The organism is Rhodococcus sp. OK611, from assembly GCF_003050885.1.
Classification (GTDB): domain Bacteria; phylum Actinomycetota; class Actinomycetes; order Mycobacteriales; family Mycobacteriaceae; genus Rhodococcus_G; species Rhodococcus_G oryzae.
Genome location: NZ_QAOZ01000001.1, coordinates 142,938 through 168,642 on the forward strand (window position 1 = coordinate 142,938; position 25,705 = coordinate 168,642).

Annotated in this window: 25 protein-coding genes; 8 read left to right on the forward strand and 17 right to left on the reverse strand. The window is 69.5% G+C overall.

The annotated features are described in order from the left end of the window. Positions 1–82: 82 nt before the first annotated feature. Entirely contained in the window at positions 83–754 is a 672-nt protein-coding gene (locus tag C8K38_RS00455) for a TetR/AcrR family transcriptional regulator (protein WP_097209739.1), read from the forward strand. Here the strand turns inward: C8K38_RS00455 and C8K38_RS00460 are convergent. Genes C8K38_RS00460 through C8K38_RS00475 form a run of 4 tightly spaced genes read right to left on the reverse strand, consistent with a single transcriptional unit; the run spans position 734 to position 4,192 of the window. Continuing rightward, a complete protein-coding gene (locus C8K38_RS00460) occupies positions 734–1,483 on the reverse strand; it encodes a cobalt-precorrin-6A reductase (protein WP_097209740.1) in 750 nt (249 codons plus the stop codon). The genes C8K38_RS00455 and C8K38_RS00460 overlap by 21 nt on opposite strands. Beyond that, on the reverse strand, positions 1,483–2,232 hold the full coding sequence (gene cobM / locus C8K38_RS00465; protein WP_097209741.1) for a precorrin-4 C(11)-methyltransferase: 750 nt from the start codon (positions 2,230–2,232) through the stop codon (positions 1,483–1,485). Before cobM ends, C8K38_RS00460 begins: the two co-directional genes overlap by 1 nt. Continuing rightward, positions 2,229–3,458, reverse strand: coding sequence for a precorrin-6y C5,15-methyltransferase (decarboxylating) subunit CbiE (cbiE, locus tag C8K38_RS00470; RefSeq protein ID WP_097209742.1), 1,230 nt, complete (start codon positions 3,456–3,458; stop codon positions 2,229–2,231). The genes cobM and cbiE overlap by 4 nt, the downstream gene beginning before the upstream one ends. Next, complete coding sequence (locus tag C8K38_RS00475; protein ID WP_097209743.1) at positions 3,455–4,192, reverse strand: SDR family NAD(P)-dependent oxidoreductase; 738 nt, start codon at positions 4,190–4,192, stop codon at positions 3,455–3,457. The genes cbiE and C8K38_RS00475 overlap by 4 nt, the downstream gene beginning before the upstream one ends. Positions 4,193–4,223: 31 nt before the next feature. Here C8K38_RS00475 and C8K38_RS00480 point away from each other — a divergent pair, with 31 nt between their 5' ends. Continuing rightward, positions 4,224–4,637 (forward strand): PPOX class F420-dependent oxidoreductase, encoded by a 414-nt coding sequence (locus tag C8K38_RS00480; protein WP_097209957.1) that lies wholly within the window; start codon positions 4,224–4,226, stop codon positions 4,635–4,637. 128 nt (positions 4,638–4,765) lie between these two features. Next, positions 4,766–5,230 carry a hypothetical protein gene (locus C8K38_RS00485; RefSeq protein WP_097209744.1) on the forward strand — a complete coding sequence of 155 codons (465 nt, stop codon included), beginning with the start codon at positions 4,766–4,768 and terminating at the stop codon, positions 5,228–5,230. A gap of 6 nt (positions 5,231–5,236) precedes the next feature. Here the strand turns inward: C8K38_RS00485 and C8K38_RS00490 are convergent, their stop codons facing one another. Then, the gene (locus tag C8K38_RS00490) at positions 5,237–6,193 is read right to left on the reverse strand and encodes a R2-like ligand-binding oxidase (RefSeq protein WP_097209958.1); all 957 of its coding nucleotides are present in this window, start codon (positions 6,191–6,193) and stop codon (positions 5,237–5,239) included. A gap of 108 nt (positions 6,194–6,301) precedes the next feature. Then, complete coding sequence (locus C8K38_RS00495; protein ID WP_097209745.1) at positions 6,302–7,357, reverse strand: hypothetical protein; 1,056 nt, start codon at positions 7,355–7,357, stop codon at positions 6,302–6,304. 395 nt (positions 7,358–7,752) lie between these two features. Here C8K38_RS00495 and C8K38_RS00500 point away from each other — a divergent pair, with 395 nt between their 5' ends. After that, a complete protein-coding gene (locus C8K38_RS00500; RefSeq protein WP_257016953.1) occupies positions 7,753–8,898 on the forward strand; it encodes a tyrosine-type recombinase/integrase in 1,146 nt (381 codons plus the stop codon). A gap of 9 nt (positions 8,899–8,907) precedes the next feature. Here the strand turns inward: C8K38_RS00500 and C8K38_RS00505 are convergent, their stop codons facing one another. Next, on the reverse strand, positions 8,908–10,083 hold the full coding sequence (locus tag C8K38_RS00505; protein ID WP_097209746.1) for a M24 family metallopeptidase: 1,176 nt from the start codon (positions 10,081–10,083) through the stop codon (positions 8,908–8,910). Between the two features lie 37 nt (positions 10,084–10,120). Here C8K38_RS00505 and C8K38_RS00510 point away from each other — a divergent pair, with 37 nt between their 5' ends. From C8K38_RS00510 to C8K38_RS00520, 3 genes are all read left to right on the forward strand, one after another. Continuing rightward, positions 10,121–11,083 carry a 5'-3' exonuclease gene (locus tag C8K38_RS00510; protein ID WP_097209747.1) on the forward strand — a complete coding sequence of 321 codons (963 nt, stop codon included), beginning with the start codon at positions 10,121–10,123 and terminating at the stop codon, positions 11,081–11,083. 220 nt (positions 11,084–11,303) lie between these two features. Then, positions 11,304–11,780, forward strand: a complete 477-nt coding sequence (locus C8K38_RS00515; protein ID WP_257016955.1) for a hypothetical protein — start codon at positions 11,304–11,306, stop codon at positions 11,778–11,780. Between the two features lie 99 nt (positions 11,781–11,879). After that, entirely contained in the window at positions 11,880–12,254 is a 375-nt protein-coding gene (locus C8K38_RS00520; RefSeq protein WP_218840941.1) for a transposase, read from the forward strand. Positions 12,255–12,266: 12 nt separating this feature from the next. Here C8K38_RS00520 and C8K38_RS00525 read toward each other — a convergent pair whose 3' ends face one another. The 10 genes from C8K38_RS00525 to pafA all read right to left on the reverse strand — a co-directional run bounded on the left by C8K38_RS00525 (position 12,267) and on the right by pafA (position 24,185). Continuing rightward, positions 12,267–12,950, reverse strand: coding sequence for a TetR/AcrR family transcriptional regulator (locus C8K38_RS00525; protein WP_097209748.1), 684 nt, complete (start codon positions 12,948–12,950; stop codon positions 12,267–12,269). Positions 12,951–13,086: 136 nt separating this feature from the next. Next, positions 13,087–14,172: a TIGR03857 family LLM class F420-dependent oxidoreductase gene (locus C8K38_RS00530; protein ID WP_097209749.1), complete on the reverse strand. Its 1,086-nt coding sequence runs from the start codon at positions 14,170–14,172 to the stop codon at positions 13,087–13,089. Further along, positions 14,169–15,278: a phosphotransferase family protein gene (locus C8K38_RS00535; protein WP_097209750.1), complete on the reverse strand. Its 1,110-nt coding sequence runs from the start codon at positions 15,276–15,278 to the stop codon at positions 14,169–14,171. The genes C8K38_RS00530 and C8K38_RS00535 overlap by 4 nt, the downstream gene beginning before the upstream one ends. 232 nt (positions 15,279–15,510) lie before the next feature. Continuing rightward, a complete protein-coding gene (locus tag C8K38_RS00540) occupies positions 15,511–16,527 on the reverse strand; it encodes a DUF4333 domain-containing protein (RefSeq protein ID WP_097209751.1) in 1,017 nt (338 codons plus the stop codon). 117 nt (positions 16,528–16,644) lie between these two features. Continuing rightward, positions 16,645–19,344 carry a DEAD/DEAH box helicase gene (locus tag C8K38_RS00545; RefSeq protein WP_097209752.1) on the reverse strand — a complete coding sequence of 900 codons (2,700 nt, stop codon included), beginning with the start codon at positions 19,342–19,344 and terminating at the stop codon, positions 16,645–16,647. Positions 19,345–19,456: 112 nt separating this feature from the next. Beyond that, positions 19,457–20,398 carry a twin-arginine translocase subunit TatC gene (tatC, locus tag C8K38_RS00550; protein ID WP_097209753.1) on the reverse strand — a complete coding sequence of 314 codons (942 nt, stop codon included), beginning with the start codon at positions 20,396–20,398 and terminating at the stop codon, positions 19,457–19,459. 71 nt (positions 20,399–20,469) lie between these two features. Further along, entirely contained in the window at positions 20,470–20,736 is a 267-nt protein-coding gene (tatA, locus tag C8K38_RS00555; RefSeq protein ID WP_097209754.1) for a Sec-independent protein translocase subunit TatA, read from the reverse strand. A 71-nt stretch (positions 20,737–20,807) separates the two neighbouring features. Further along, complete coding sequence (locus C8K38_RS00560; protein WP_097209755.1) at positions 20,808–21,782, reverse strand: helix-turn-helix transcriptional regulator; 975 nt, start codon at positions 21,780–21,782, stop codon at positions 20,808–20,810. Then, positions 21,779–22,786: a helix-turn-helix transcriptional regulator gene (locus C8K38_RS00565; protein WP_179800404.1), complete on the reverse strand. Its 1,008-nt coding sequence runs from the start codon at positions 22,784–22,786 to the stop codon at positions 21,779–21,781. The genes C8K38_RS00560 and C8K38_RS00565 overlap by 4 nt, the downstream gene beginning before the upstream one ends. Positions 22,787–22,826: 40 nt before the next feature. Beyond that, entirely contained in the window at positions 22,827–24,185 is a 1,359-nt protein-coding gene (pafA, locus tag C8K38_RS00570) for a Pup--protein ligase (protein ID WP_181320850.1), read from the reverse strand. 87 nt (positions 24,186–24,272) lie between these two features. On the opposite strand from pafA, the gene C8K38_RS00575 reads away from it, so the two are divergent. Next, complete coding sequence (locus C8K38_RS00575; RefSeq protein ID WP_097209757.1) at positions 24,273–25,691, forward strand: bifunctional phosphatase PAP2/diacylglycerol kinase family protein; 1,419 nt, start codon at positions 24,273–24,275, stop codon at positions 25,689–25,691. Positions 25,692–25,705: the final 14 nt, after the last annotated feature.

Below are 25,705 nucleotides of genomic sequence, written 5' to 3' on the forward strand. Positions count from 1 at the left end.
GGATCCCAGACAAACGGACGACACGCGGCGCTCTGTTGGACAATTGTCCAACAGAGTGCCTGTCAAGCGCTAGGATCGCTGAATGGGAAGTAGGCTCACTGGGGATGAGCGGCGCGCCACCTTGGTGATGAGCGCGCTGGAACTGGCCAAACGTGGCGGCATGGACGCCGTCACCATCAGGGCGGTCGCCGCGCACACGGGCGTGTCGATCGGCATGGTCCAGTACTGCTTCGAGAACAAGGAAGAGCTCGTGGTCGCGATGGCCGAGCAACTCGTCCTCGAGCTCAGTGGCTCCGCCCGAATCACGTTCGACACCCTCGCCGACTGGGAGCTACGTGGCCGAGAAGGCCTGTACGCGCTGATCCGAACCGGGCTCGAGTGGGGCTGGCCGGTGATCGAGGCCAACCCGGAGCGTCGACTGCTGACGTACGAGATCATGACCCAGTCACTCCGCCATCGCGCGGCCGGTTTCCCCCGGGCGGGCGCGATCGCCGTTGCCCAACGGGAGCACATGACGGCCGAGGTCGCGGCCTTCATGGACGAATGTGCGCGGGCAACCGGAACCGCGTGGTCCGAACCTGTTTCCGCGATCGCTCGTTTCGGTCTCGCGACCCTGGACGGACTGGTGCTGCGGTGGCTGGTCGATCGCGACACCGAGGGGACCAAAAAGCATCTGGACGCGTTGGCGCGGGCGGTGGCGGACAAGGCGGTCGAGGTTCCCGCCGAGGACGAGTCAGCCGGCGACCGCGAGTAGCCAGAGCTCCGCCTCGTCGACGCCGTCGAACACTGTGACGCCGAGCGGATTCGGCGGCCGACGCACCATCAGGACCGGGATGCCGAGCTCGCGCGCCGCCGTGAGTTTCGCGACTGTCAGGTCGCCCCCGCTGTTCTTGGAGACCAGCACGTCGATGCGGTGCTCTCGCATCAGCGCGGACTCACGGCCGACGTCGAAGGGACCCCGGTCGAGCAGGAGCGTCATCCGGGCCGGTGTCGGGCCTTCCGGCGGATCGATCGCTCGGACCAGGAAGTCGGCGGCCACCGTGGCGAATCGGTCCACGCCCTGCCTGCCGATGGTGAGGAATACCCGGCGGCCCAGCTCCGGCAGCGCGGCCGCGGCAGCCTCGAGCGAGTCCACCTCCAGCCAGCTGTCCCCCGGGCGGGCCGACCACGGTGGCCGTTGCACCACGGCGAACGGGAGTCCCGCCTCGGTCGTGGCTGCGGCGGCGTTGCTCGAGATGCGGGCCGCGAACGGGTGGGTGGCGTCGAGCACGGCACGGATGCCGTTGTCGCGAAGCCAGTCCCGCAGGCCCGTCGCTCCCCCGAAACCGCCGATCCGCACCTCGCCCTCGGGGAGCCTCGGATCGCGGACCCGCCCGGCGAGCGACGAGACGACCTCGACGTCCGCCGCCTCCGACAGCCGGGCCGCCAGGGATCGGGCCTCGGAGGTCCCGCCGAGGATCAGCACGCGCACCGTCGGCGCCATCAGTGGTCGGTTCGACGCCGCGAGGCCGAGTACAGGTAGCTGTCCGGGAATCCCTCGGCGCTCAGCACCCGGCCGACGATGATCACGGCGGTCTTGGTCACCCCGGCCGCGTGTACCTGGGCGGCGATCGAGTCGACCGTCCCCCGCAGGATGATCTCGTCCGGTCGGCTGGCGAATGCGACGACCGCGACCGGGCAGTCTTCGCCATAGGGGGCGCGCAACTCCTCGGCGACCTGATCGATGCGGTGCGCGGCCAGGTGGATGACCAGCGTGGCCCCGCTCGCCCCGAGGGTCGCCAGGTCCTCGCCCGGCGGCATGGCGGTGGACAGCGTCGAGACCCGGGTGAGGACGATCGACTGGGACACCCCAGGGACGGTCAGTTCGCGCCCCAGCGCCGCCGCGGCGGCGGTGAATGCCGGTACCCCGGGCACGATCTCGTAGCCGACGCCCGCCGCGTCGAGGCGGCGCGCCTGTTCGGCGACCGCGCTGTAGATGGACGGGTCGCCTGAGTGCAACCGCGCCACGTCCAGCCCGGCCCGGTCGGCGGCGATGAGGCGGTCGGTGATCTCGTCGAGGCTCAGGCGCGCGGTGTCGACGATCTCCGCGCCCTCGGGGCACATCGCGAGGAGTTCGGCGGGGACCAGGCTGCCCGCGTACAGGCACACGGGGCTCCGGCCGATGATCCGCTGGCCTCGCACCGTGATGAGGTCGGCGGCGCCGGGGCCCGCTCCGATGAAATGGACGGTCACTGGGTTGATTCCTCCTTTGTCGCGATCCACTGGGCAACGGGCAGCTGCGGCCGCCATGCGGTGAACCCGCCGAGCGGCCCGGCCCGATAGACCTGGAACTTGCGCAGCGTGCCGCCGTGCAGCCCGTGCCAACGCAGTACGAGGGTCTCGGATTCCGCGGTCACCGCGTTTACCACCATCCGGCCGCCGGGCGGCAGTCGGTCCCAACAGGTCTCGAACACCCCGGGCGCGGTGACGCCGCCACCGAGGAAGATCGCGTCCGGGGTCGGCGCACCTGCGAGTGCGTCGGGTGCGGAGCCGCGGATCTCGAGCCCGGGCACGCCGAGCCGTCGGGCGTTGGTCGCGATCCGGGCCGCGCGATCGGGATCGCGCTCGAAACCGATTGCACGGCAGCCGGCGTCGGCACGCATCCACTCGATTCCGATGCTGCCCGCTCCGCCGCCGACGTCCCACAGCAGCTCGCCGGGGGCCGGGGCGAGTGCGGACAGGGTCAGGGCCCGGATCTCCTGCTTGGTGAGCTGGCCGTCGGACTCGTAGGCCTCGTCGGGGAGGCCGGGCACGCGGGTCAGTCGCGGTGTCGCGACGCCCCGCACGCAGCGGACCGCGACGACGTTGAGGGGGTCGCCGGTCGGATGATCCCAGCCATCCGCCCGGCCCCGCACGATCTGCTCGCGATCGCCGCCGAGCTGCTCGAGCACGGCGAGTTCACTACCGCCGTAGCCGTTCTCGCGGAGCAGCGCGGCCAGCGCCGTCGGGGTGCCCGCGTCGCGACTGAGAACCAGGAACCGCCGATGGTCGGCCAGTTCCGGGGTGATGACCTCGACGGGCCGGTTCACCAGGCTCACGACAGGGGTCTCGTGCAGCGCCCAGCCGAGCCGGGCGCAGGCCAACGAGGCGGAGGAGGGGTGCGCGATCACCCGCATCCGTTCGGGACCGACGAGGTTCGTGAGGGTCACCCCGATGCCGTGGAACATCGGGTCGCCGCTGGCGAGCACGCACACCCGCCTGCCCTCGTGTTCGGCGAGCAGGCCGGCCAGCGCGGGCACGAGAGGCGACGGCCAGGACACCCGCACTGCGTCCGATCCGTCGTCGCCGTCCGGAACCAGGTCCAACTGGCGCGGCGACCCCATCAGCACCTCTGCGTCGGTGATCGCGCGCTGCGCGTTCGGGGACAGCCCGGACCATCCGTCCGCACCGATGCCGACGACGGTCAGCAGCTCGGTCATCGCGGCATCCGTCGCCAGATACGTTGTGGCACCAGCCGCATCACGAAGATGGCCAGGCGCAGCATGCCGGGGATCCACACGCGCTCGCGGCCCCGGCTCAGCGCCTTGACCACCGCATCCGCGACCTGCCCCGGGGTGCTCGACATCGGTGCCGGGCTCATCCCCTCGGTCATCTTGCCGATGACGAAGCCGGGACGGACCAGCAGCAGACTCACGCCGCTGCCCGCGAGGGCGTCACCGAGCCCGCTCGCGAAGCCGTCGAGCCCGGCCTTGGCCGAGCCGTACACGTAGTTCGCGCGCCGCACCCGGGCGCCCGCGATCGAGGAGAACACGACGATCCGCCCCGATCCCTGCGCACGCAGCAGCTGCGCGAGGTGCGTGAGCACGCCGACCTGCGCGACGAAGTCGGTGTGGATGACGTTCACCGCGTGCTGGGCGTCCGTCTCGGCGCGGGCCTGGTCGCCGAGAATGCCGAAGGCGAGCACCACCACGTCGATCGGGCCGAGCTCGACGATCTCCGACAGCACCCGGGCGTGGTCGGCGAGGCGGTCGGCGTCGAACTCGACGGTCTCGACCGAGGTGGCTCCGGCGGCCAGCACCGCCCGGCGTTCGTCTTCGAGGTCCCCGCTTCGCCTCGCGGCCAGGACGACGGTCCGCCCGGGGGCGAGTCTGGTGGCCAGTTCGAGACCGATCTCGCTGCGGCCCCCGAGGATGACGACTGATCCGACACTCATACCGTCAAGTGTGCTGGACTACGGTCGGCACATGGCCCGCACCCCCTTCAACCCAGCAGATCTGTCCGCCGAGGCGCTCGCCTTCCTCACCGATCGGCACCTGGCCACCCTCTCGACGCTGCGCCTGGACGGCACCCCGCATGTGGTGGCGGTCGGGTTCACCTGGGATCCGGAGAGCGGGCTCGCCAGGGTGATCACGAACGGCGGCTCGCAGAAGGCGATCAACGCCGAACGCCGCGGGTACGCCGCCGTCACCCAGATCGAGGGCCCGCGGTGGCTGACCCTGGAGGGGCCCGCGACCGTGCGGTCCGACCCCGAGGCGGTCGCGGACGCGGTCTCCCGTTACGCCGCCCGGTACCGCCAGCCGAGGGAGAACCCGACCCGGGTCGTCGTGGAGATCGCGGTGCAGCGGGTCATGGGCCTGGGCACACTGCTCGGCCGCTGAGCATCGCTGCTCGACGCGTCCCGCCGGGGGCGGCTAATGTGATCCAGGTCATACATTGCTCGTCGGGGACCGGCCGTGTGCCCCGCCGCGACCGGTCCGGCAATGACATTCGGACCCAGGGAGCAGCAATGCGCGCTCTACGCACGACTCGAATGATCCTCACGCTGGCTGCCCCCGCGGCCGCCGCAGCCCTCATCGGCGGACTGGTGGCCGGGCCGGCCACCGCCCTGCCACCCCACCCGTTCGGTCTGCCCGTGCTGACCATCGGCTGTCCCAATCAGGGCAGCCTGATGTCGCTCACCGCGGCGACCGGGCAGTCGGGGCCAGAACCGGGGATCGCGCCCGGCGAGATCAGGTTCCAGTCCTTCCCTGCCGCCCCGCCGATCCCCGCGGCCGGACAGGTCACCGTCGCGTGGGTGAACACGACCACCGGCCAGAGCGGAATCGTGAACCTCGAGGGCGCGTACCCGTACCTGTCCAAGACGGTCTACACCGGGCACGGCGAGGTGATCGCGACCGCGTTCGGATCGATCAACCTGGGCAGCGCCCCGATCTGTTCGAACAGTCCGTCGACCGGGACCTTCATCGTCTAGCCGAGCTCATTCGCTGGCCTCGACGAACACGGCCGCGTCCTCCCTGCCGAACTGGTCCTCGAGAGCCTCCGGCGAGTAGTCGACATCGATCTCCTCGAGCGGGCGGCCGCGGGCAGACTCGATGGCGACCAGCCTGCGCTGCGCCCGGTCGGCCGCATAGTCGATGAACTCCTGCTCGTCGAGCCCGAACGGCTGGACCTCGAACTGCTTGTTGACCCAGTCGATCATGCCGAGGGCGAGCGGCATCAGCTCGGTCATCCGCTGCTGAACCACGTCCCAGTTCGAGTCGTCGGCGGCGACGTGACGCCGACAGGTGAAGGTGCCCCACGCCATGTGCCTGCGCTCGTCGACGCCGATCCGGCGGATCAGCTCCTGCATCCCGGGCAGGATCCCCTCCTTGGTGCACACCTTCTGCCAGGCGAAATAGCCCGTCAAGGCGAGGCTGCCTTCGATCACGTGGTTGTAGGTGACGCTGGCGCGCACCTGGTTGGCCGGACTCGGGTCGGTCTCGAGCACGCCGAGAGCGCCGGGGAGTTCCTCGTAGAAGAGGGTGCGGTAGTAGGGGTTCTCCGCGACGAAGGGATGCAGATCGCCGGTGAGGCCGACCGCGTCCATCCACAGCCGAAAGACGGCGGTGTGCTTGGCCTCCTCGAAGCAGAACTGCGTCAGGTACATCTCGTCGCCGAGCCGCCCCTCCGCGGACATCGCCTTCATGAACGGCTGGATGTCCTCGGTGACGGCCTCCTCACCCGCGATGAACTGGGTGCACAGGTAGGTCGCGCTGCGCTGCTGTTCGCTGTTGAGCTCACGCCAGTCCTGGGCGTCGCGCCGGAAGTCGATGTTCGCCGGATCCCAGAACAGTGAGTTCCCCTTGGCGAACAGTCTCAGCGGGAAGGAATCCCAGTTCAGTCCGCCCGCGCGGATCGATCCGAAACCCTGTCTTGTCGGTGAGGAAACAGTCATGACGGCGCTCCTGTGGTCGCGGTGCGTGTCGCGAATACCCATTCACCATGGTTCCATGCGGCCGGGGCCTGTCAAGGAATCGCCGGGGTCGGGCAGTCCTCGATAACGTCACGTGGTCGCGGTCTCTGCCGGCTCACCTTCGAGAGTGCGGGGCCGTAGCTCCTCCAACTTCTCCCGCAGTGCGGCCTCGGCGGTACGCGCCTCGCCGGTGTCGAGGCGGGCCCGCTCGAGGTCGTCCCTGAGAGTGTCGGCGCGTTCACGGGCGGACGAGGCCGCCGACCGTTCGTGGTCGACGGACTTCTCGAGCCGCGCGATCGTTGCCGCGGCAGTGTTCGCAGCGAGCTCGCCCGCGGCGCGCATGTCGGCGATCCGTTGCTCCGCCGAGGCGACGACCTGCTCGAGGCGTTGTTCGGCCGCCACGCCTGCCTGCTCGGCACGTTGCTCCGATACGGCCGCGGACTGTTCGGCGGCCGCGGCCCTTCGTTCGGCCGCCTCCGCCTGGGACTGCGCCTCGCGGAACCTACCGCGCAGATCGTCGAGGTCGGACTCCGCGGCAGACAGGCGGGTGTCGCGATCCGCCTCGACGGCCGCCACCCGCTCGGTCGCGGCTCGCAGCGCCCCGGCATGCGTCTGCTCCAGATTCCGGAGCTCGGCCTGGTGGTCCGTGGACAGTCGTTCGAGTTCGAGCCGGTGATTCTCTACCGCGGAGGAGAGCTCGGCATCGACCGCGTCGACGGTGGCCTCTGCGTTCACCCGATCCTCCACCGCGGCCTCGTGCCGTGTCCGCAGCTCGGCCAGGTCCGTCTCGTACTTCGCCTTCGTCTGGGCGAGTTCGACAGTGGCGCGGTGCAGTGCAACGTCGAGCGCGTCGGGGTCGCTGAGCTTGTCCACGGCGGCGGTGATCTGCCGGGCGAACACATTGAACTGCTCGATCGAATTGGCGGTGACGGTTCGGAGGTCCTCGAGTGTCCGTTCGAGGACCCCGACCACCTCGCTCGGCGTCGCGTTCGCGAGCGCGTCGAGTTCGCCCTGCTGCTCGCGGGCCTTCCGGCGCGAGCGGAAGGCCCTGACGCGGTCTGCGTCGCTGGCGTACTGCCGGGGCCGGCCTGGGCGCACCTTCGGTTCCTCGGCGGTTTCCGCGTCCTTCTCGTCCTCGGTGTTCACGTGCACTCCCCTGTTCGTTGCCGATCCGTCTTATAGTTACGTAACGTATCAGGTTACGTAACAAGGCATGTAATGAAATGATGAATCTTGATCGTCATAATCCCCACTTATCGTGAGTTACTAGCTGAGAGGATTTCGGGTCGGAATTGTGCGCCGAACCGTCGGCGAAACGGATTCGGAAAAGTGGGCTGCCGACGATGGGACGGGACGAGCGAGGACTTGCGGCGGAGTGCCGCAGTGGCAACGAAGATGCCCCGCGAGTGTCGGCGTCCGGAGCGCATTCCGGGCGCCGACACCCCGGTTTCGTTACGTCATGTGACGGTTGGCCGAGATGCACGCCCTGGATGGTCCTGCCGGCCGCGAACTGTCGGTTCGGCCACGTATCGTCCTGAGTCGTGTCGGCCGAACTCGAATCCCTCACCGCTGGCGACTCGTCGGCCGGAGCACTCGCGGTCCCGGTCGACGCCGCCGCGGCCATGCATCGCCTGCGCGTCGAATCCGTCTCCCCAAACACACGCGCCGCGCAACTGAGTGACTGGACCAGCTTCATCCGCTGGTGCAAGCGCGTCGGCCGGGATCCGCTGCCCGCCTCTCCCGACCTGGTGGGCTGGTTCCTGACCGAGAAGTCCTCGGAGGTACGGCCGGACGGCCGACCCGCCTACGCGTCGTCGACAATGACGCGCTGGGTCGCCTCGATCAACAAGGTCCATTCGCTCGCCGGCCATCCCAAGCCGGGGCAGTCCCCCACCGTGCGCGAGATCCTGCGAGGTATCGCCCGTACCCGGGCCACGCCGCCGGTTCGGCGCGAGCCGCTGCTCACCGCCGACATCCGCAGCATCGTCGAGTCCATGCGTGCCCAGTCCGCACACGGCTCGTGGGCCGACCGGGCTGCCGAGCGGCGGGACACTGCGCTGCTGCTACTCGGATTGACCGGCGCGATGCGGCGATCGGAGCTGTCGGGGCTCGCGGTCGGCGACGTCGTCCCGCACAGGGCGGACGGACTGTACGTGACGATCCGCCGGTCGAAGACCGATCAAGCCGCGGCGGGACGTACGGTCACACTGCCCTACGGCTCTGCCGAGATCACCTGCCCTGTATGCGCCTACTGGCGGTGGCGAGAAGTGCTGGACGCGTGGGACCGGGACGGCAAACCCGCGGTCAGTGCGTTGCTCGCCGAGCCAGACCCCGAACCCCTCACGCATCGTTGCCGCGGCGCACTCGGGCGCCGTGAGTCCGAGGTCCGGCCGTTGTTCCGGCCCGTGCACCGTACCGGTGGCGTGGGCACCAAAGCCCTGTCCGGGCAGGCGATCGCGTCGATGATCAAGCGCCGCGCCGTCGGGGCCGGGTACGCCGAGGAGTTCGTTGCCCTGCTCGGCGGGCACAGCCTCCGGGCCGGATTCGTGACCCAGGCGGTCCGCAACGACGCGAGCGCCGAACAGATCATGACCCAGAGCGGACACACCGACCAGCGGATGATCGCGATCTACTCCCGCCAGCACGCGGGCCTGCACGGCAACGCCGTCACCGCGCTCGGCCTCTGACGTGCGCCGTCAGCCCCCGAGCACCGTCAGTCCGTGCGGACGGGAGTTCATCGGCTCGCAGCCGTCCGCCGTGACCACCACGATGTCCTCGATCCGCGCGCCCCAGGCGCCGCGGAAGTAGATGCCCGGTTCGATGCTGAAGGCCATGCCCTCGGCGAGCTCGATGCGATTGCCCGCCACGATGTACGGCTCCTCGTGGACCGACAGGCCGATGCCATGGCCGGTGCGGTGCACGAACGCGTCCGCGAGGCCCTCCGCGGCCAGCACGTCGCGGGCAGCGGCGTCCACGGACTCTGCCGTGACGCCGGGGCGAACCGCGTCCACGGCGGCCCGCTGCGCCCGCTCCAGCACCGCGAACTGGGCGGCCACCTCGGCACTGGGCTCACCGAGGCAGTAGGTGCGGGTCGAATCGGAGTTGTAGCCGGGCGCGACCGGGCCGCCGATGTCGACGACGACCACGTCCCCCGCCTGGATCGTCCGATCCGAGACCTCGTGGTGGGGGTCCGCCCCGTGTGGACCGGACCCGACGATGATGAACTCCGCCGCGGTGTGGCCCTCCTCGATGATCGCGGCGTCGATGTCCGCGGCCACCTCTGCCTCGGTGCGACCGGGACGCAGCCACTCCGCCATCCGGGCATGCACCCGGTCGATGGCCGCACCCGCGCGCCGCAGCGCATCGATCTCGGCCGGGTCCTTGATCATCCGGAGCTCGCGGAGCACGTCCGTGGCCAGAACCGGCGGTGCGCCGAAGGCCGAGGTCAGCGGGATGACGTGCAGCGCGGGCATCGCGTCGGCGACCGCCGTCCGTGCCGGCGAGGGCAACCCCGACGCGACCAAGGCGTACGGGTCGACACCGTCCACCCAGTCCCGCACCGTCAGACCCAGTTCCGCGGTCGCCGAATCGCCGAGCGCCGCCAACTCCAGCCGCGGAACCACCACGGAGGCAGTGGATCCGTCGGCGGGGATGACGAGGCAGGTGAGCCGCTCGAAGGAATCCGCCCGCGAACCGAGCAGGTACCGCAGATCAGGGCCAGGGGTGATGAGCAGGGCGTCGAGCCCCGCCGCCGCGGTGAGTTCGGCGGCCCGGCGCAGGCGTTCCGCGTAGATCGCGGTCGGGAAGCGCGCGGGCGCCTGCGTTTCTGGACTGTCGGATGAGGTGCTCGCGGAACCGCCGTGGGAACTCATGCCACTCAGGTTAGTTCGGTTTGGCAGGATGAGGGCCATGACTGGCCCCCTGCTCCTGCTCGATGGCGCGAGCCTGTGGTTCCGCGCGTACTACGCACTCCCCGAATCGTTCACCTCCCGCGACGGGCGACCGGTCAACGCGGTCCGCGGATTCACCGACATGGTCGCCTCACTGATCACCAGGCATCAGCCCGAGCGGCTGGCGGTGTGCCTGGATCTGGACTGGCGCCCGCAGTTCCGGGTCGACGCGGTGCCCTCGTACAAGACCCATCGCGTCGCGGTCGAGACCGAGGTGGGTCCCGACGTCGAGGAGGTGCCGGACACGCTGACGCCGCAGGTCGACATGATCCTCGACGTGCTGGCCGCGGCCGGTATCGCCACCGCCGGTGCCGAGGGCTTCGAGGCGGACGACGTGCTGGGCACCCTTGCCGCCCGCGAACGCGCCGACACGGTCGTCGTGGTGAGCGGCGATCGGGACCTGCTGCAGGTCGTCGCCGACGAGCCGGTGCCGGTGCGGGTGCTGTACGTCGGGCGCGGACTGTCGAAGGCCGAACTCTTCGGTCCGCTCGAGGTGGCCGAGAAGTACGGTGTGCCCGCGGATCGACCGGGCATCGGCTACGCGGAGTTGGCCCTCCTGCGCGGCGACCCCTCCGACGGGTTGCCGGGCGTCAAGGGAGTGGGCGAGAAGACCGCCTCCTCGCTGCTGCTCGAATACGGGTCGGTCGAGGCGCTTCGCGCGGCGGTCGACGATCCGAAGTCCGGTCTGGCCAAGGGGATCCGGGCCAAGCTCACCGCGGCCTCGGACTATCTCGATGCCGCGCTGCCGGTGGTGCGGGTGGCCACCGATGCGGCGGTCGAGATGTCGCGGCCGGACCCGTTGCCTGCCGCTCCCGTGGATGCGGAGCGGCTCGCGGCGCTCGCTGACGAACTGGCGATCGGGGCGTCGATCGGCCGCCTGACGAAGGCGATGGCCGCCCCACGGAACGGGTATGGCGGCTAGGGCGCGTCTGACAAAGGTTGAGCGTTCTGGTTGGAACTCTGGTCCCGTGTCGCGTTTTCAGTTGCTCTCGGATGCCCAGTGGTCGTTGATCGACGGGATGCTCATGCTCCCGAAACCGACGGGACGCCCGGGCAGGAAGGGAATGGCCGGCGACGTACAGTCGCGGTGAGGGCGAAGCGCCAGGCCGAGATTCCGGCACCGCTGTGAGGGAGGGGTCAGGATGTTCGGCAGGATGCTCGGCAGGATGTTCGGTTCGAAGATGTTCGGTTCGGAGAAGAAGCTCAACGATCTGATGGAACAGCTCAGGCCCGACCTGAGTCGGGAATCGCTCGGCGTCGGGCCCGACTTCCCGGGCGTCGCCCCGAACCCGCTCATGAGCAGTGATGCAATGAAGCGCAATGCGGAACTGCGTACGGGGGCGCTTGCGCTCGGCGTTCTCGTCGACTGGCGGGAGGTCAACAGCAATCCACGCGTGGTCCTGATGTTCGATGTGGAGACCGCCGACGGCATCTCGTTCCGCGGTATCGCAGACGAGAGCCTCACGATCACCGAGCTCACCCGACTCGCCCCACGACAGACGTTGCCCGTGCGCTACCGGCCGGCCGTCATGGACCACTACGTCGCCCTTGCCCGGAACGCGGACCCCGCCCATGTGCAGCAGCTCTCTGACGAGATCGCGAGCCGCAAGCGGACCTGACCCGAAGCCATCGGCCGGGTGCGGCTAGGGCGGGTCTGGCACAGGTTGAGCGTTCTGGCTGGAACTCTGGTCCCGTGTCGCGTTTTCAGTTGCTCTCGGATGCCCAGGGTCGTTGATCGAGGGGATGCTCCCGAAACCGACGGGACGCCCGGGCCGGAAGTTCTCGGATGCGCGGTCGATGGTCGAGGGCGCGCGATCCGACAGCACCTGCGCGAGCGCGGCATCAAGGCCGTCATCCCCGAGCCCAAAGACCAGCAGGGGCATCGCAAACGCCGCGGCTCACGCGGCGGCACACCGGTCGGGCTCGACGTCCACGATTACAAGAACCGCAATGTGATCGAACGCCGGTTCTGCCAAACGAAGCAATGGCGCGGCCTCGCCACCCGATACGACAAACACGCGATCGTCTACCGAGCTGCCGTCCTCATCCACGCCGCAATCGCATGGATCCACGCTTTGTCAGACACGCCCTAGGTCGGTGGTGGCTCAGATCAGGAAGGCCACGAGCGCTTCGGCAAGCGTCCGACGGGCGACATCGAGGTCCGAGGTGAAGCCGAGTTGGCGCTCGTTGCTCAGGCCCCGCACGGCCGCGGGTAGCAGGCACCGCACCTGGTCCAGCTTGACCGGGTCCAGGTCGAGACCGTCCATCAGGTAGTCGAAGCCCTGGATCCAGTCGTGCTCGCGGGCGGCGAATGCCGCTGCCGTCCTCGGGTATTCGGCGACGATGTCCGAGCGTCGCGGCGGCAGCCACGTCCGCAACGCGGTGAGCGCCCGTCCCTCGGGCGTGTCGAGGTAGATCCATACGGAGTCGATGGCGCCCTCGACCCGCTCGCGCAGCGAACCGCTCAGGGCGGGCCATGGACCCGGGATCTCGGCCCAACTGCGGGCATGGATCTCGGTGATCACCGCGACCCACAGCCCGTCGAGGTCGCCGAACTGGTGCTGCACCGTGCCCCAGGTCACGCCCGCTTCCTTGGCGACGCGGTTCGCCGAGACCGGCTCACTGCCCTCCTCGGCCAGGCAGCGGATGGCCACCTCGAGCAGCCGTGCCCTGGTCTCGAGGCCTCGCTTGTTCAGCCGCGTACCGGCGGCCGATGTCGTGACCGGGGTCGGGACGGCCACCAGCCACTGTTCCAGGGCCCGGGCTGCCTGCGGGGACTCACTCGTCATGACCCACAGGTCCGGGGCACCCGAGCCGCGCCAACAGGAGTCGACGTTGTTGACATCTCCGTCCGTCCTACGTGTCGGGTGTGCGCAAGACCGGGGCGACGCCCCCCGGTCTTGCGCACAGTTTACCGGCGGTCGATCAGGCGAATCTTCCCGGATTCGCGGCGACGGCGCGGCGCAGCGTCGGTCGATCGGCGCGGTAGGCCGCCACGACCGGCGCGAGCTCCTGCGGGGTCGCGCCGTGCATGATGACCGAGTGCACGCCCAGGTCGTACTGCCGGGCGATGGTCTTCGCGCAGGCCTCGGGCGAACCCGAGGCTGCCGAATCCAGCCATTCGTCGGGCATCATCGCGGCGAGCTGCTCCAGTGTCTCGACCGATGCGCTGGCGTCGATGGGCCCTACGGCGGCCGCGTTCATGTAGAGCCCGGTCTGGCGAATCCGCTCCCACACGGCAGGGTCCCAGCCGTTGGCGCGGATCAGCACATCCGGATAGGCCTGCAGGTAGGTCACGAGCCGCCCGGCCCTTCGGCGCAGGCGGTCCTCCTCCGGCAGGTTGTCGCCGACTGTCGCCAGGCAGGCCCAGATGCGGACGCTGTCGGGGTCCTTGCCCGCGCGCTCGGCGCCGCGACGCACGGCCTCGACGGACGCGACCGTCGCCTCGTCGGAGAAGAACGTGTGGAGCACCACGAAGTCACCGATCTCACCGGCGAGCTCCATCGTCTTGGGGCCGACCGCCACGAAGCCGATGGGTGGCGCGTCCGCCAGCCCGTTCGCATGGCGCAACATCGGCCACTTCCCGGCCGGGCCATCGTGGTTCAGGATCGTCTCCCCGTCCCACAGGCGCCGCAGGATGTCGGTGTAATCACGCAGCCGGGCCTCGGTCAGCACGGGAAGACCGACGGCCTTCCAATAGGCGCCCATGCCTCGGCCGAACGCCAGGGAGAAGCGCCCCTCGGTCAGCGCGTGCATGGTCGACCCCACGGTGGCCGTGACGGTTGGGTGCCTGGTGTGAGGGTTGGTCGACGGGCCGATGCCCAGGGTGCTCGTGCAGCCCGCCAACGCACCGGACAGGACCCCTGCGTCCTTCACGGTGAACCGCTCTCCGACGTGACAGGAGCCCAGCCCGAGCTCCTCCGCCGCGCGGGCCTCCGAGAAGACCACCCGGGCGTCCGCCGGGTGCCGGGTGACCGCGTAGTAGCCGAGTTCGTTCAGTTGCTCGCTCACGGGGCCACCTCGTCCAGACCGTCCAGGAGGCTCTCGAACAGTGATCGGTGATGCATCAGCGACTCGACGTCCTCGGGGCGCTCGATCTCCCCGAAGTGGATGGATCGCGCGCCGGTACGCATGAACAGGACGCCCCAGTTGACCGCGCTGTGGACGTGATACCAGAGCAGGTCGCCGATCGGGGCGCCGGTCAGTTCGGCGTACTCGGCCACGACGTCCTCCTCGCGCATGAAGTCCGGCATGCCAGGGAGGCCGAAGGTAGTAGTCATCGACTCGAAGACCCGGTGGGCGAAGATCAGCCAGGACAGGTCCAGCTCGCGCGGGCCGATGCTCGCCATCTCCCAGTCGAGGACTCCGACCGGCTCGAAGTCGACATACATCACGTTGCCGAGGCGGGCGTCGCCCCAGACAAGCACGGACTCGGTGGTCTCCGGCAGGGTGGACTCGAGCCACGCCAGGGCGCGCTCGATCAGCGGTGAGCGCTCGAGGTCACGGACCGCGAACTCGTACCAGGCGCGGGTGCGGGCGAGATTGCGCTGCAACGCGGTGGCGCCTGCCTGCTTCGGGTCGAGGAAGGCAAACGCCTCGTCCGCCGCCGGGATCGCGTGCAATCCCGCGAGCGCCTTGACGGTGCTGTCCTGCAGGCGCCGCTGGTCCGCAGGCGATGCGTCGAAAAGCCAGTTGCCGCCGAAGTTGTACGGCATCACGTCGGGTGGGACGACTCCGGTGAGACGGTCCATGAGGAAGAACGGCATCCCCAGCACCTCACCCGACGGCTCCATGAAACCCACGCGGGGTACCGGGACGTCACTCAGCTCGCCGACGATCCGCATCGTGTCGAACTGGTGCTGCAATGCGTAGGTCTCGAGGACCGGGAAGTCCTCGGCGGACGGCACGACGCGGGCCACATACTCGGCGGTGCGGTGCTCGCCGTCCTCCCACCATGCCGCGTCGAAAACGAGGGTCTCGGAGGACATCCCGTTGGCGTCGATCCCGGAATGAAGGGTGACGGTGGGCTCCGCTCCCTCGGGGAGCTTGGTGGCGAGCCACCTGGCCAGGGCGCCAGGAACCACGGCCATGTCGCGGCTTGTGCGCTGCAACTTCATGTCGGGTGGTTGAGCATTCGTCACATTTCCTCCAGGTGTCACGCGCGACCACGACGGCGCCGGCCGCAGGCCTTGGAAAGCCATTGTCAATGAACCTTCTCAAAGAATTGGCGACGCTGCACCCGAATCCGTCAACACGCGAGACACCGTGGCGGAAAACGAATCCGACCGTCCACCCGACGCCCTGGTCGGGCGGACGGGTGGACGGTCGGATCGGACGGCCCGGGAAGACCTACTTGCTGGTCGGCCTGCTGACCTCGTAGGTGCCGGAGTCGTCGGTGAAGGTCACGGTCACCTGCTGCGGCTCGCCGTCGACGGTCAGCTCGCAGGTGAAACTCTCATCCTTCTCGACCTTCTGGTCGGCGGGGCAGGTCACGTTGTCGACGTCCTTGATGCCGTAGGAGCCCGTGAGCACCTGCTCGACGCCCCGCTCGGCCGCCGCCCGGTCCAACGTGTCACCGCCGACGAACGCCATCCCGGCGATCACGGCGATGGCGCCGAGCACCACCACGGCGCCGACGCCGAGGGCGATCCACAGCGGAGCCTTCGACGAACCGCCTCCCGGCTGCCCGGCGACCGGTGCGCCCCACTGCGGCTGGCCGGGCTGGTATCCACCCTGCTGATACTGACCGGGCTGGCCGGGGTACTGCTGCTGCTGCGCGTTGTACGCCTGGAACTGCGGCTGGGCGCCGGTCTGTGGCTGTCCGGGCTGCTGTGCGCCCCAGGCCTGCTGGCTCCACTGCTGCTGGTCGGTCGCGGGCTGCGCCGGGTATTGCTGCTGACCCGGGTATGGCTGCGGCTGGTATTGCGGCTGACCGGGATACGGCTGCTGCGGCGCGGAGTAAGCGGGGTACTGCGGCTGGGCGCCGGTCTGTGGCTGTCCGGGCTGCTGTGCGCCCCAGGCCTGCTGGCTCCACTGCTGCGGGTCGGTCGCGGGCTGCGCCGGGTATTGCGGCTGACCCGGGTACTGCCGCGGCTGGTACTGCTGTCCCGGATACGGCTGCTGCGCAGACGGATACGCCTGCGTGGGTTCCGCACCGGACTGTTGCGGCCACTGGAACTGCTGCGTCTGGTCGCTGCCGTGCTGTGGCGTGTGCTCGCCCCCCGGCTGTGACGGCTCGCCTACTGCCTCCAGCGGGTTGGCTTCGGGCGCCTCGGTTTCGGCGGGTGACTGCTCACCGGCACCGGGCTGGTCCTCGCTTGACGCCCCGCGCTCGTCTGGCTGGCTGGGTCCGACCGGGCCACTCATCGTTGCCTCCCCTGAAGGTTGTGTTGAGGTACACCGTAGTCCCCCTCGGCTCGACACCCCGAGGTCAAACGGCGTGGCGGTCGCAGAAGCCGTCGAACGCGATCACGTTCGACTCGCTCAGGCAGCGTCGATCGCAACCACGCCCCGCCGGATGGCGTGCACCGCCTTGGTCGCGGCGGCGCGCACCTCCCGGTCCGGCGAGGTCGACTGCACCTGGTCGAGGAGATCGATCACCTGCCTGCACCACCGGACGAAATCGCCTGCGGAGAGGGCCTGCCCGCGATCGCCCGCGGCGAGCAGCGCGTCCACCAACGGCTCCCCTCTTGCCCACTTGTAGATCGCCGAGACGAATCCGAAGTCCGGTTCCCTGGTGAGCGGCAGCTTGTGCCGAACCTCGTCCGCGCGAATCTCGCTCCACACCTGCAACGTCCGGGTGAGCGCGTGCCGTGACGGTCCGGTCGGTCCGCGGTCACCGGTGTCGCCGTCCTGCCGCGACTCGTAGACCATCGTCGACACCACCCCCGCCAGCTCGGCCGGTCCGAGTCCCTTCCACAGGCCGCCCCGCAGGCATTCCGCGACGAGCAGGTCGCTCTCGGAGTAGATCCGGCTCAGCCGCTGCCCGTTCTCGGTGATCCCGTGTCCCTCCTGCTCGATGTACTCGCGTTCGGCCAGCAGTGCGACGATGCGGTCGAAGGTCCGGGCCAACGAGTTCGTCGTCGCCGCGACCTTCTGCCGCAGCGTCTCCGTCTCGCGGGCCAGCGAGTTGTACCGCTCGCCGATCCGGCTCAGCTGCTCTCGATCCGGCGCGCTGTGACACGGGTGCGAACGCAGCGCCCGCCGGAGCGTCGCCAGCTCGCGGTCGCTGGCCGCCGGCGACTTCCGCTTGCTGTACCGGCCCGGCGGCACGATCCCGGTGCTGCGCAATGCCGAGGCGAGATCCCGTCTGCTGCGCGCGGTTCGGTGGTCGACGTGGCGGGGCAACCGCATGCTGCCCAGCGACTTTGCGGGTGCCGGGAAGTCGGCCGCGGAGATCCGCCCAGCCCACTTGTCCTCGGTGAGCACCAGCGGACGAGGGTCGTTCGGATCGGTATCGGTCTCGAGCACCACGGCCAGCCCGGACCGCCGTCCCACCGGGATCGCGATGACGTCGCCGCGCCGGAGGGCCGTCAGGGAGCTCACCGCGTCCTGCCTGCGATCCGTGCGGCCCTGCTTCTCCAGCTGCCGTTCGCGTGCGCGCACTCGCTCCCGCAGCTGGGCGTACTCGAAGAACTCGCCGTCGGCGCCGCCGAGCTGATCGCTGAGCTCCGCGAGGGTGACCCTGTTGCGTTCGATCGTGCGGACGATCCCGACCACCGACCGATCCGCCTGGAACTGTGCGAAGGACCGCTCCAGCAGCGAGCGTGACTCGGCCGCCCCCATCCGGTCGATGAGGTTGATCGACATGTTGTACGCAGGCCGGAACGAACTCCGCAGCGGGAACGTGCGGGTGGAGGCCAGTCCCGCCACCTCGGTGGTCTCGATCCCGGGCTGCCAGAGCACGACGGCATGGCCCTCGATGTCGATGCCGCGCCTGCCCGCCCTGCCGGTGAGTTGGGTGTACTCGCCGGGGGTGAGCTCGGCATGGGTCTCGCCGTTGTACTTGACCAGACGTTCGAGTACGACCGTCCTGGCGGGCATGTTGATGCCAAGCGCAAGCGTCTCCGTCGCGAACACGGCCCGGACCAACCCGTTGACGAACAGCTCCTCGACGGTGTGGCGGAACGCTGGCAGCATCCCGGCATGGTGTGCCGCGATGCCCCGTTCGAGGGCCTCCCGCCATTCCCAGTAGCCGAGCACCTCGAGGTCGGCGCGCGGCAACTCCCCGGTGTGCTTGTCGATGATCGTGGTGATCGCCTCGACCTGCTCCTCGGTGGTCAGCCTCAGCCGCGACCGCAGGCACTGGGCGACCGCCGCGTCGCAGCCCGCCCTGCTGAAGATGAAGGTGATCGCGGGCAGCAGGCCCTCCTCGTCGAGACGGGCGATCACCTCGGGACGGGCCAGCGGCCGGAAGTTGCCGTTCGAGCCGCTCCGGTCCCCGCGCCCGCGTCCGCGCGGCTGCCACGAGTCGGCCCGGTCCAGCGCCTGGCGTTGCTTGAGGTGCCGCACCAGCTCGCGGTCGACGATCAGCTTGGCGCCGCTGTCCGCCTTCTGCGCGTCGGTGTCGAACAGGTCGAAGAGCCGCCGTCCCACCATGATGTGCTGCCACAGCGGCACCGGCCGGACCTCGTCGACGATGATCTCGGTGTCCCCGCGCACGGTCTCCATCCAGGCGCCGAACTCCTCGGCGTTGCTGACGGTCGCGGAGAGGCTCACGAGACGGACCTCCTCGGGCAGGTGCAGGATGACCTCCTCCCACACGGCGCCGCGGAACCGGTCGGCCAGGTAGTGCACCTCGTCCATCACCACGTGCGAGAGCCCGCGCAGCACCGGTGAGTTCGCGTACAGCATGTTGCGCAGCACCTCGGTGGTCATCACGACCACCGGCGCCTCGGGGTTGATGCTCAGGTCGCCGGTGAGCAGGCCGACAGAGGACTTGCCGTACCGGTCGACCAGGTCGGCGTACTTCTGGTTGCTGAGCGCCTTGATGGGGGTGGTGTAGAAGCACTTTCGGCCCGAGGTGAGGGCGAGGTGCACGGCGAACTCGCCGATCACCGTCTTGCCCGCGCCCGTCGGAGCGCACACCAGCACCCCGTGCCCCGCCTCCAGCGCCCGGCAGGCTTCCTTCTGGAAGGGATCGAGCGGAAAGCTCAGCTGCGCCGCGAAGGTCTCGAGTTCCACACAGCCAGGTTAGCCAACGACACGGCCGGTACCGCCAACGACGAACGGGCTGCCATCGAACCGGCCGGCGAACGGAGGTCGTGAGGGCAGCCCGTGCATCGGGTCCGGTGTATCAGAGGGTATCGGAGAGGTCCTTGAGCGGTGTCGCACCGGAGATCGTCGACGCGTCGTCGAGCGGCGTCGCCCCGGAGATGCTCGAGGCCTCGTCGTCGTCGAGAGCGCCCCAGCCCTCCTCCTGCTTGCGGGCCTTGCGCTTGTCGTTCACTCGCGCGATCTGGATGGAGAACTCGACGAGGACGGTCAACGCGGCCGCCAGCGCGAGCATCGAGAACGGGTCCTGGCCGGGGGTCGCGATGGCGGCGAACAAGAACAGGCCCATGATGATGCCGCGGCGCCAGGCCTTGAGCCTGTCGTAGCTGAGCACTCCGACGGCGTTGAGCGCCACGATCAGCAGCGGGATCTCGAAGCTGACACCGAAGATGATGATCAGATTGATCACGAAGCCGAAGTACTCGGAACCGCTGAGCGCGGTCACCTGGACGTCGCCACCGATGGTGAGCAGGAAGTGCAGCGCCTTCGAGACCACCACGTAGGCGAGGACCGCGCCCGAGACGAACAGCGCCGCGCCGCCCGCGACGAACCCGATCGCGTACCGGCGTTCCTTCGCGTACAGCCCTGGGGTGATGAATGCCCAGAGCTGGTACAGCCAGACCGGGCAGGCGAGCACGATGCCCGCCGTGAACGCCACCTTGAACCGGAGCATGAACTGTTCGAACGGTCCGGTCGCCAGCAGTCGGCAGGCGCCGTCGCTGGTGAGTTCGGCGCGGTTCGCCTGCGGCAACGAGCAGTAGGGCCCAAGCATCAGGTCACCGAGGCTCTGGATGCCGAAGATCTCGTGCGAGTACCAGTAGAAGCCGAACGCGGTGGTGATCAGCACCGCGAGAATCGACAGGAGCAACCTGGTCCGCAGCTCGTACAGGTGATCGGTCAGCGACATGCTGCCGTCTGGATTGACCCTGCGTTTGCTCCGCCGCGGGTCGAATGGGATGCGCACAGTTGGCCCTGGTTCTGGTCAGCAGTCGGCCCGGGGCGCGAGACGCAGCCCCGGGACCGTCGGAATCGGGACTAGGAAGTCCGGGGCTCGGTGTGAGTGACCGCGGACTGCGTCGGATCGGCGACCGGTGCCGCGGGGGGCAGCTCGGCGGGCGGGGCGGCGGGTGCAGGCGCGGCGGCGGTGGTGGCACCGTCGTTCTGCATCTCCTTGACCTCGCTCTTGAAGATCCGCAGCGAACGACCCAGGCCGCGCGCGGCGTCGGGAAGCTTCTTCGAACCGAACAGGATGACGACGACAAGCGCCACAATGGCCCAGTGCCAGGGGCTCATGGCTCCCATTTTTACCTCCAGGTATCAGATGATTCGATGCTACCGGACCAGAGCGGCCAGGCCCCCGCGGAGAGTGCGGGTCAGTCAGCGGTCGAGGCCTCACCATAGGCGGCAAGGGCGGCCTCTGCACGGTTTCGCACGGACGCTGCCAGATCGTCGGGGCCGAGCACACGCACCCCGGGACCGAACCCCACCATCAGCCGGGTCATCCAGTCCTGCGAGCCGTATCGCATCGACGCCTCGATCGAGCCGTCCGGGGCCACGATGACGTCTGTCATCGGGTAGTAGTCCATGACCCAGGCGTGCTCCGGCGCGATCAGCAGCCGGGCCTGCGGCAGCGTCGGGTCGTCGTGGAACAGGTCCATCGAATGGCCGTCCTCGAGTGCCGCCTCGGGCGCGGCGGCGGGCTCGTCGAGCTCGGTTGCCGCGTCGATCCGGTCGAACCGGAACAGCCGGACGCCGCCGGCCTGCCGGCACCACGCCTGTAGATAGCTCTGGTTGTCGACGAGGACGATGCGCACCGGGTCCACGACCCGTTGCGACACCGCGTCCCGCGACGCGGAGAAGTAGGTCAGCTCCAAGGCCATGCCCCGGCGCACCGCGGAGCGCACGGTTGCGGCGACCGGGTCCTCCGCCCGCTCGCGCTGGTCCGCCACGCCGGTGACGGATCCGCCGGCGGCGACCCCCGCCGCCGATTCGATCTTGGCGATCGCACCCTGCACGGCCGAGGGGTCCGCGGTGCCCGGCATCTCCACGAGCGAGCGCAGGGCCACCAGGAGTGCGGTCGCCTCCGTCGAGGTCAGCCGCAGCGGCCGGTCGATGCCTGCCGAGAAGGTCACCTCGATGCTCTCCTCGGAGAACGAGAGGTCGATGAGGTCGCCGGGTCCGTACCCGGGCAGCCCACACATCCACAGCTGGTTCAGGTCGTCCATCAGCTGGGCTGTGCTGACTCCCAGTTCCGCGGCGGCCTCCGCGGCGCTCATCCCCGGATTGGCGATGAAGTACGGGACCATGTTCAGCAGCCGGGCGAGCCGGGACGAGAGCTTCTGGCTCATCGGCCTGCCCGCCCGTCGCCACCGGACGTCGACAGCGCCGATCGGAGCTTGTCCAGGACGTCCTCCTTCAGTTCCGCGGGCTCGAACACCAGCGCGTCCTCCCCATAGCCTGCGATCAGCCTTGCCACCCAGTCCCAGGACCGCACCGGGACCTCGAGCATCGTGCCCGGTCGTCCCCGGACGGTCCGCTCCGAGCCCGCGCGGCCGAGCCGCCGCAGTTCCTGAGCGCGACCGTCCGCGACCCACACGGTGGCGATGCCGGTGACCCCGCCCGATCCGACGATCCGGTCTACGATCTGGCGCAGGTCGACGCCATCGGGTTTGTGCACCGAGTTCACCGGCCCGAACGCGGTGACGTCGTCGCCGATCCGGGACAGCCGGAACGTGCGGGTGGCGTCCCGGTCGGTGTCGTGCCCGACGAGGTACCAGCGGCCGGCGTGGGTCACCACACCCCACGGCTGCACGGTCCGGGTGCGCAGCGGCTCGTTGCGGGCCGATCGGTGCTCGAAGCGCACGCTCTGTCCGGCGTCGACCGCGGCCAGCAGCTTCTCGAGCGCGGGCTCGGACCCCCTCGACCGGGCGGGCAGGGCGGTGATGATCGCCGACGCCGAATCCTGGTCGACCACCACACCGGCCGCGCGCAGCTTCAGCAGCGCGCCCTGGGCGGCGGAGCTCAGTTCCGGCGACTCCCACAGCTGCACGGCGATCGCGACGGCGGCGGCCTCCTCGCTGCTCAGATCGATGTCCGGCAACTCGTACGCGTCCCGGTTGATCCGGTAGCCCTCAACGGTGCCGAAGCGGGAGGCCTGGCCGGTCTCGAGCGGAACCCCGAGATCGCGCAGTTCGTTCTTGTCCCGCTCGAACATCCGACTGAAGGCCTCGTAGCTGGCCGATTCGTCGTAGCCCGCCACGCTGTGCCGGATCTTCTCGGCGGTCAGGAACTGCCGGGTTGAGAGCAGACAGATGACCAGGTTCATCAACCGCTCGACTTTGGTGATCGCCACGGCTCAGCAGCCTAGTGCCAGAACGGTGACCGCCCGGCACTCACATCGAAGCGATGAGGCGTTCGACGCGCTCATCGACCGACCGGAACGGGTCCTTGCACAGCACCGTCCGCTGCGCCTGGTCGTTGAGCTTGAGGTGCACCCAGTCCACGGTGAAGTCCCGGCCGGCATCCTGGGCGGCTGAGATGAACTCGCCGCGCAGCTTGGCCCTGGTCGTCTGCGGCGGTGTGTTGACCGCCTCGTCGATCTGCTCGTCCTCGGTGACACGCTTGGCCAGCCCCTTGCGCTGGAGCAGGTCGAAGACGCCGCGGCCGCGCTTGATGTCGTGGTACGCCAGGTCGAGCTGGGCGATCTTCGGATCGGACAGTTCGAGGTTGTGCTTGTCCTGGTAGCGCTGGAACAGCTTGCGCTTGATCACCCAGTCGATCTCGGTGTCGACCTTCGCGAAGTCCTGGGAATCGACGGCGTCGAGGGTGCGGCCCCACAGCTCGACCACCTGGTCGACCTGCGGATCGTGTGCCCTGGTCTTGAGATGCTCCACCGCGCGGGCGTGGTACTCGCGCTGGATGTCGAGCGCGCTGGCCTGGCGGCCCCCGGCCAGCCGGACGGGGCGCTTACCGGTCATGTCGTGGCTGACCTCGCGGATCGCCCGGATCGGATTGTCGAGCGCGAAGTCGCGGAACGAGACCCCGGCCTCGATCATCTCCAGCACCAGCGCCGCCGTGCCCACCTTGAGCATGGTGGTGGTCTCCGACATGTTCGAGTCGCCGACGATCACGTGCAGGCGCCGGTACTTCTCCGCGTCCGCGTGCGGTTCGTCGCGGGTGTTGATGATCGGCCGGGAGCGGGTGGTGGCCGACGAGACACCCTCCCAGATGTGTTCCGCCCGCTGCGAGAGGCAGAACGTCGCCGCCTTGGGCGTCTGCAGAACCTTGCCCGCGCCGCAGATCAGCTGACGGGTGACCAGGAACGGCAGCAGCACGTCGGAGATCCGCGAGAACTCGCCGGCCCGCACCACGAGGAAGTTCTCGTGGCAGCCGTACGAGTTGCCCGCCGAATCGGTGTTGTTCTTGAACAGATAGATGTCCCCGCCGATGCCCTCCTCGGCGAGCCGCTCCTCCGCGTCGATCAGCAGATCCTCGAGCACCCGCTCGCCCGCCCGGTCGTGGGTGACCAGCTGGGCCAGGCTGTCGCACTCTGCGGTGGCGTACTCGGGGTGCGATCCCACGTCGAGATAGAGGCGGGCGCCGTTGCGAAGGAAGACGTTGGAGCTGCGGCCCCAGGACACCACGCGACGGAACAGGTAGCGGGCCACCTCGTCGGGGCTCAGCCTCCTGTGGCCGTGAAAGGTGCACGTAACACCGAACTCGGTCTCAATGCCCATGATTCGTCGCTCCACACTCTGACAGTACAGCGCCGGGAGCCCCCTGGACCGGCTCACCGCATACATACCTCCGCGGCGTTTCGCGCCGTCTACTCTGAACGGATGACCACGTCGGAGCGGGTCCTGCCCATGGCGCCGCTCGCGTCTGACCGCGGCCTCAGGGCGCTCAGCCGAGCTGCCGATCACGGCGTGCTGTGGTTCGGGATCAGCGCCGCATTGTTCGCGATCGGCGGCAGGCCCAGGCGTGCGGCGGTGCGCGGTCTGCTCTCGCTCGGCGGTGCGAGCGCGCTCACGAACGCCGTGCTCAAACCGATACTCCCCCGCAGACGCCCGCCCGTGGGGTGGGTGGCCGAGCACCGGCAGGCGCGGCGGGTCCCGACCTCCTCGTCGTTCCCGTCCGGCCACTCGGCGTCCGCCGCCGCCTACGTGACCGGCGTTGCCCTCGAATCGCCCGCCACTGCCGCGCTGCTCGCCCCGGTGGCCGCCGCGGTCGCCTACTCACGGGTCCACATCGGCGTGCACTGGCCGTCCGATGTGGTCGTGGGTGCCGCCGTCGGCGGGGGCATCGCCCTCTCGACCCGTCGCTGGTGGGCCGTGCGGACCGAGGAACCGGCCACGCTTGGGCCGACGGTGGCGGCGCCCGAGATGCCGAACGGTGCCGGCTTGCTCGTCCTCGTCAACCCCGGATCGGGGACGGCCGACGACGATCCGGCCGCCGAGCTGTCCGAGCTACTGCCGGAGGCGACGCTCGTCGAGGCGGATCCGGACACCGATCTCGAAACCCAGCTCGACGACGCGATCGCGAGGGTGCGGCCGCGGGCGCTCGGCGTGTGCGGCGGCGACGGCACCGTTGTGGCCGCGGCGGCTGCCGCGATCCGGAACGATCTCGTGTTTGCGGTGTTCCCCGGTGGCACCCTCAACCACTTCGCAAGGGACACCGGGGTCGAGGACATCGAGGCCACCAGGGAGGCCGTTGCGGAGGGTCGGGCGACACGGCTGGACGTCGCGGAGGTCAGTGCGGACGGGCAGGACCCGATGATGTTCGTCAACACCGCGAGCCTCGGTGGCTACCCGGACGCGGTCCGGCTGCGTGAACGCTGGGAGCACCGGGTGGGCAAGTGGCCCGCGGCCGCCGCCGCGATGGTCCGGGTCCTCGCGCAGGCGCAGCCCCTCGAGGTGTCCATGGACGGCCGACGGATCGCGGTGTGGATGCTCTTCGTCGGTAACGGTCGCTACTCGCCGTCCGATCAGGTCCCGATGTCGCGGCCGGAGCTGCACAACGGCCTACTCGACGTCCGTTCCCTGCGGGCCGACCGGCCCTGGTCGCGGACCCGCCTGTTGTGGGCCGCCGCGACCGGCACCCTCGGCGGCTCGGCCGAGTACGAGCGCACCATGGTCGCCGACCTGGACGTGCGGGTACACGGTGAGGCCATCTCGCTCGCCACCGACGGCGAGGTGGTCGGGAAGGGAAACCGCTTCCGGTTCACCAGTAGGCCGCTGGCGTTACGGCTCTACCGGTGACGTACCGGTAGAGC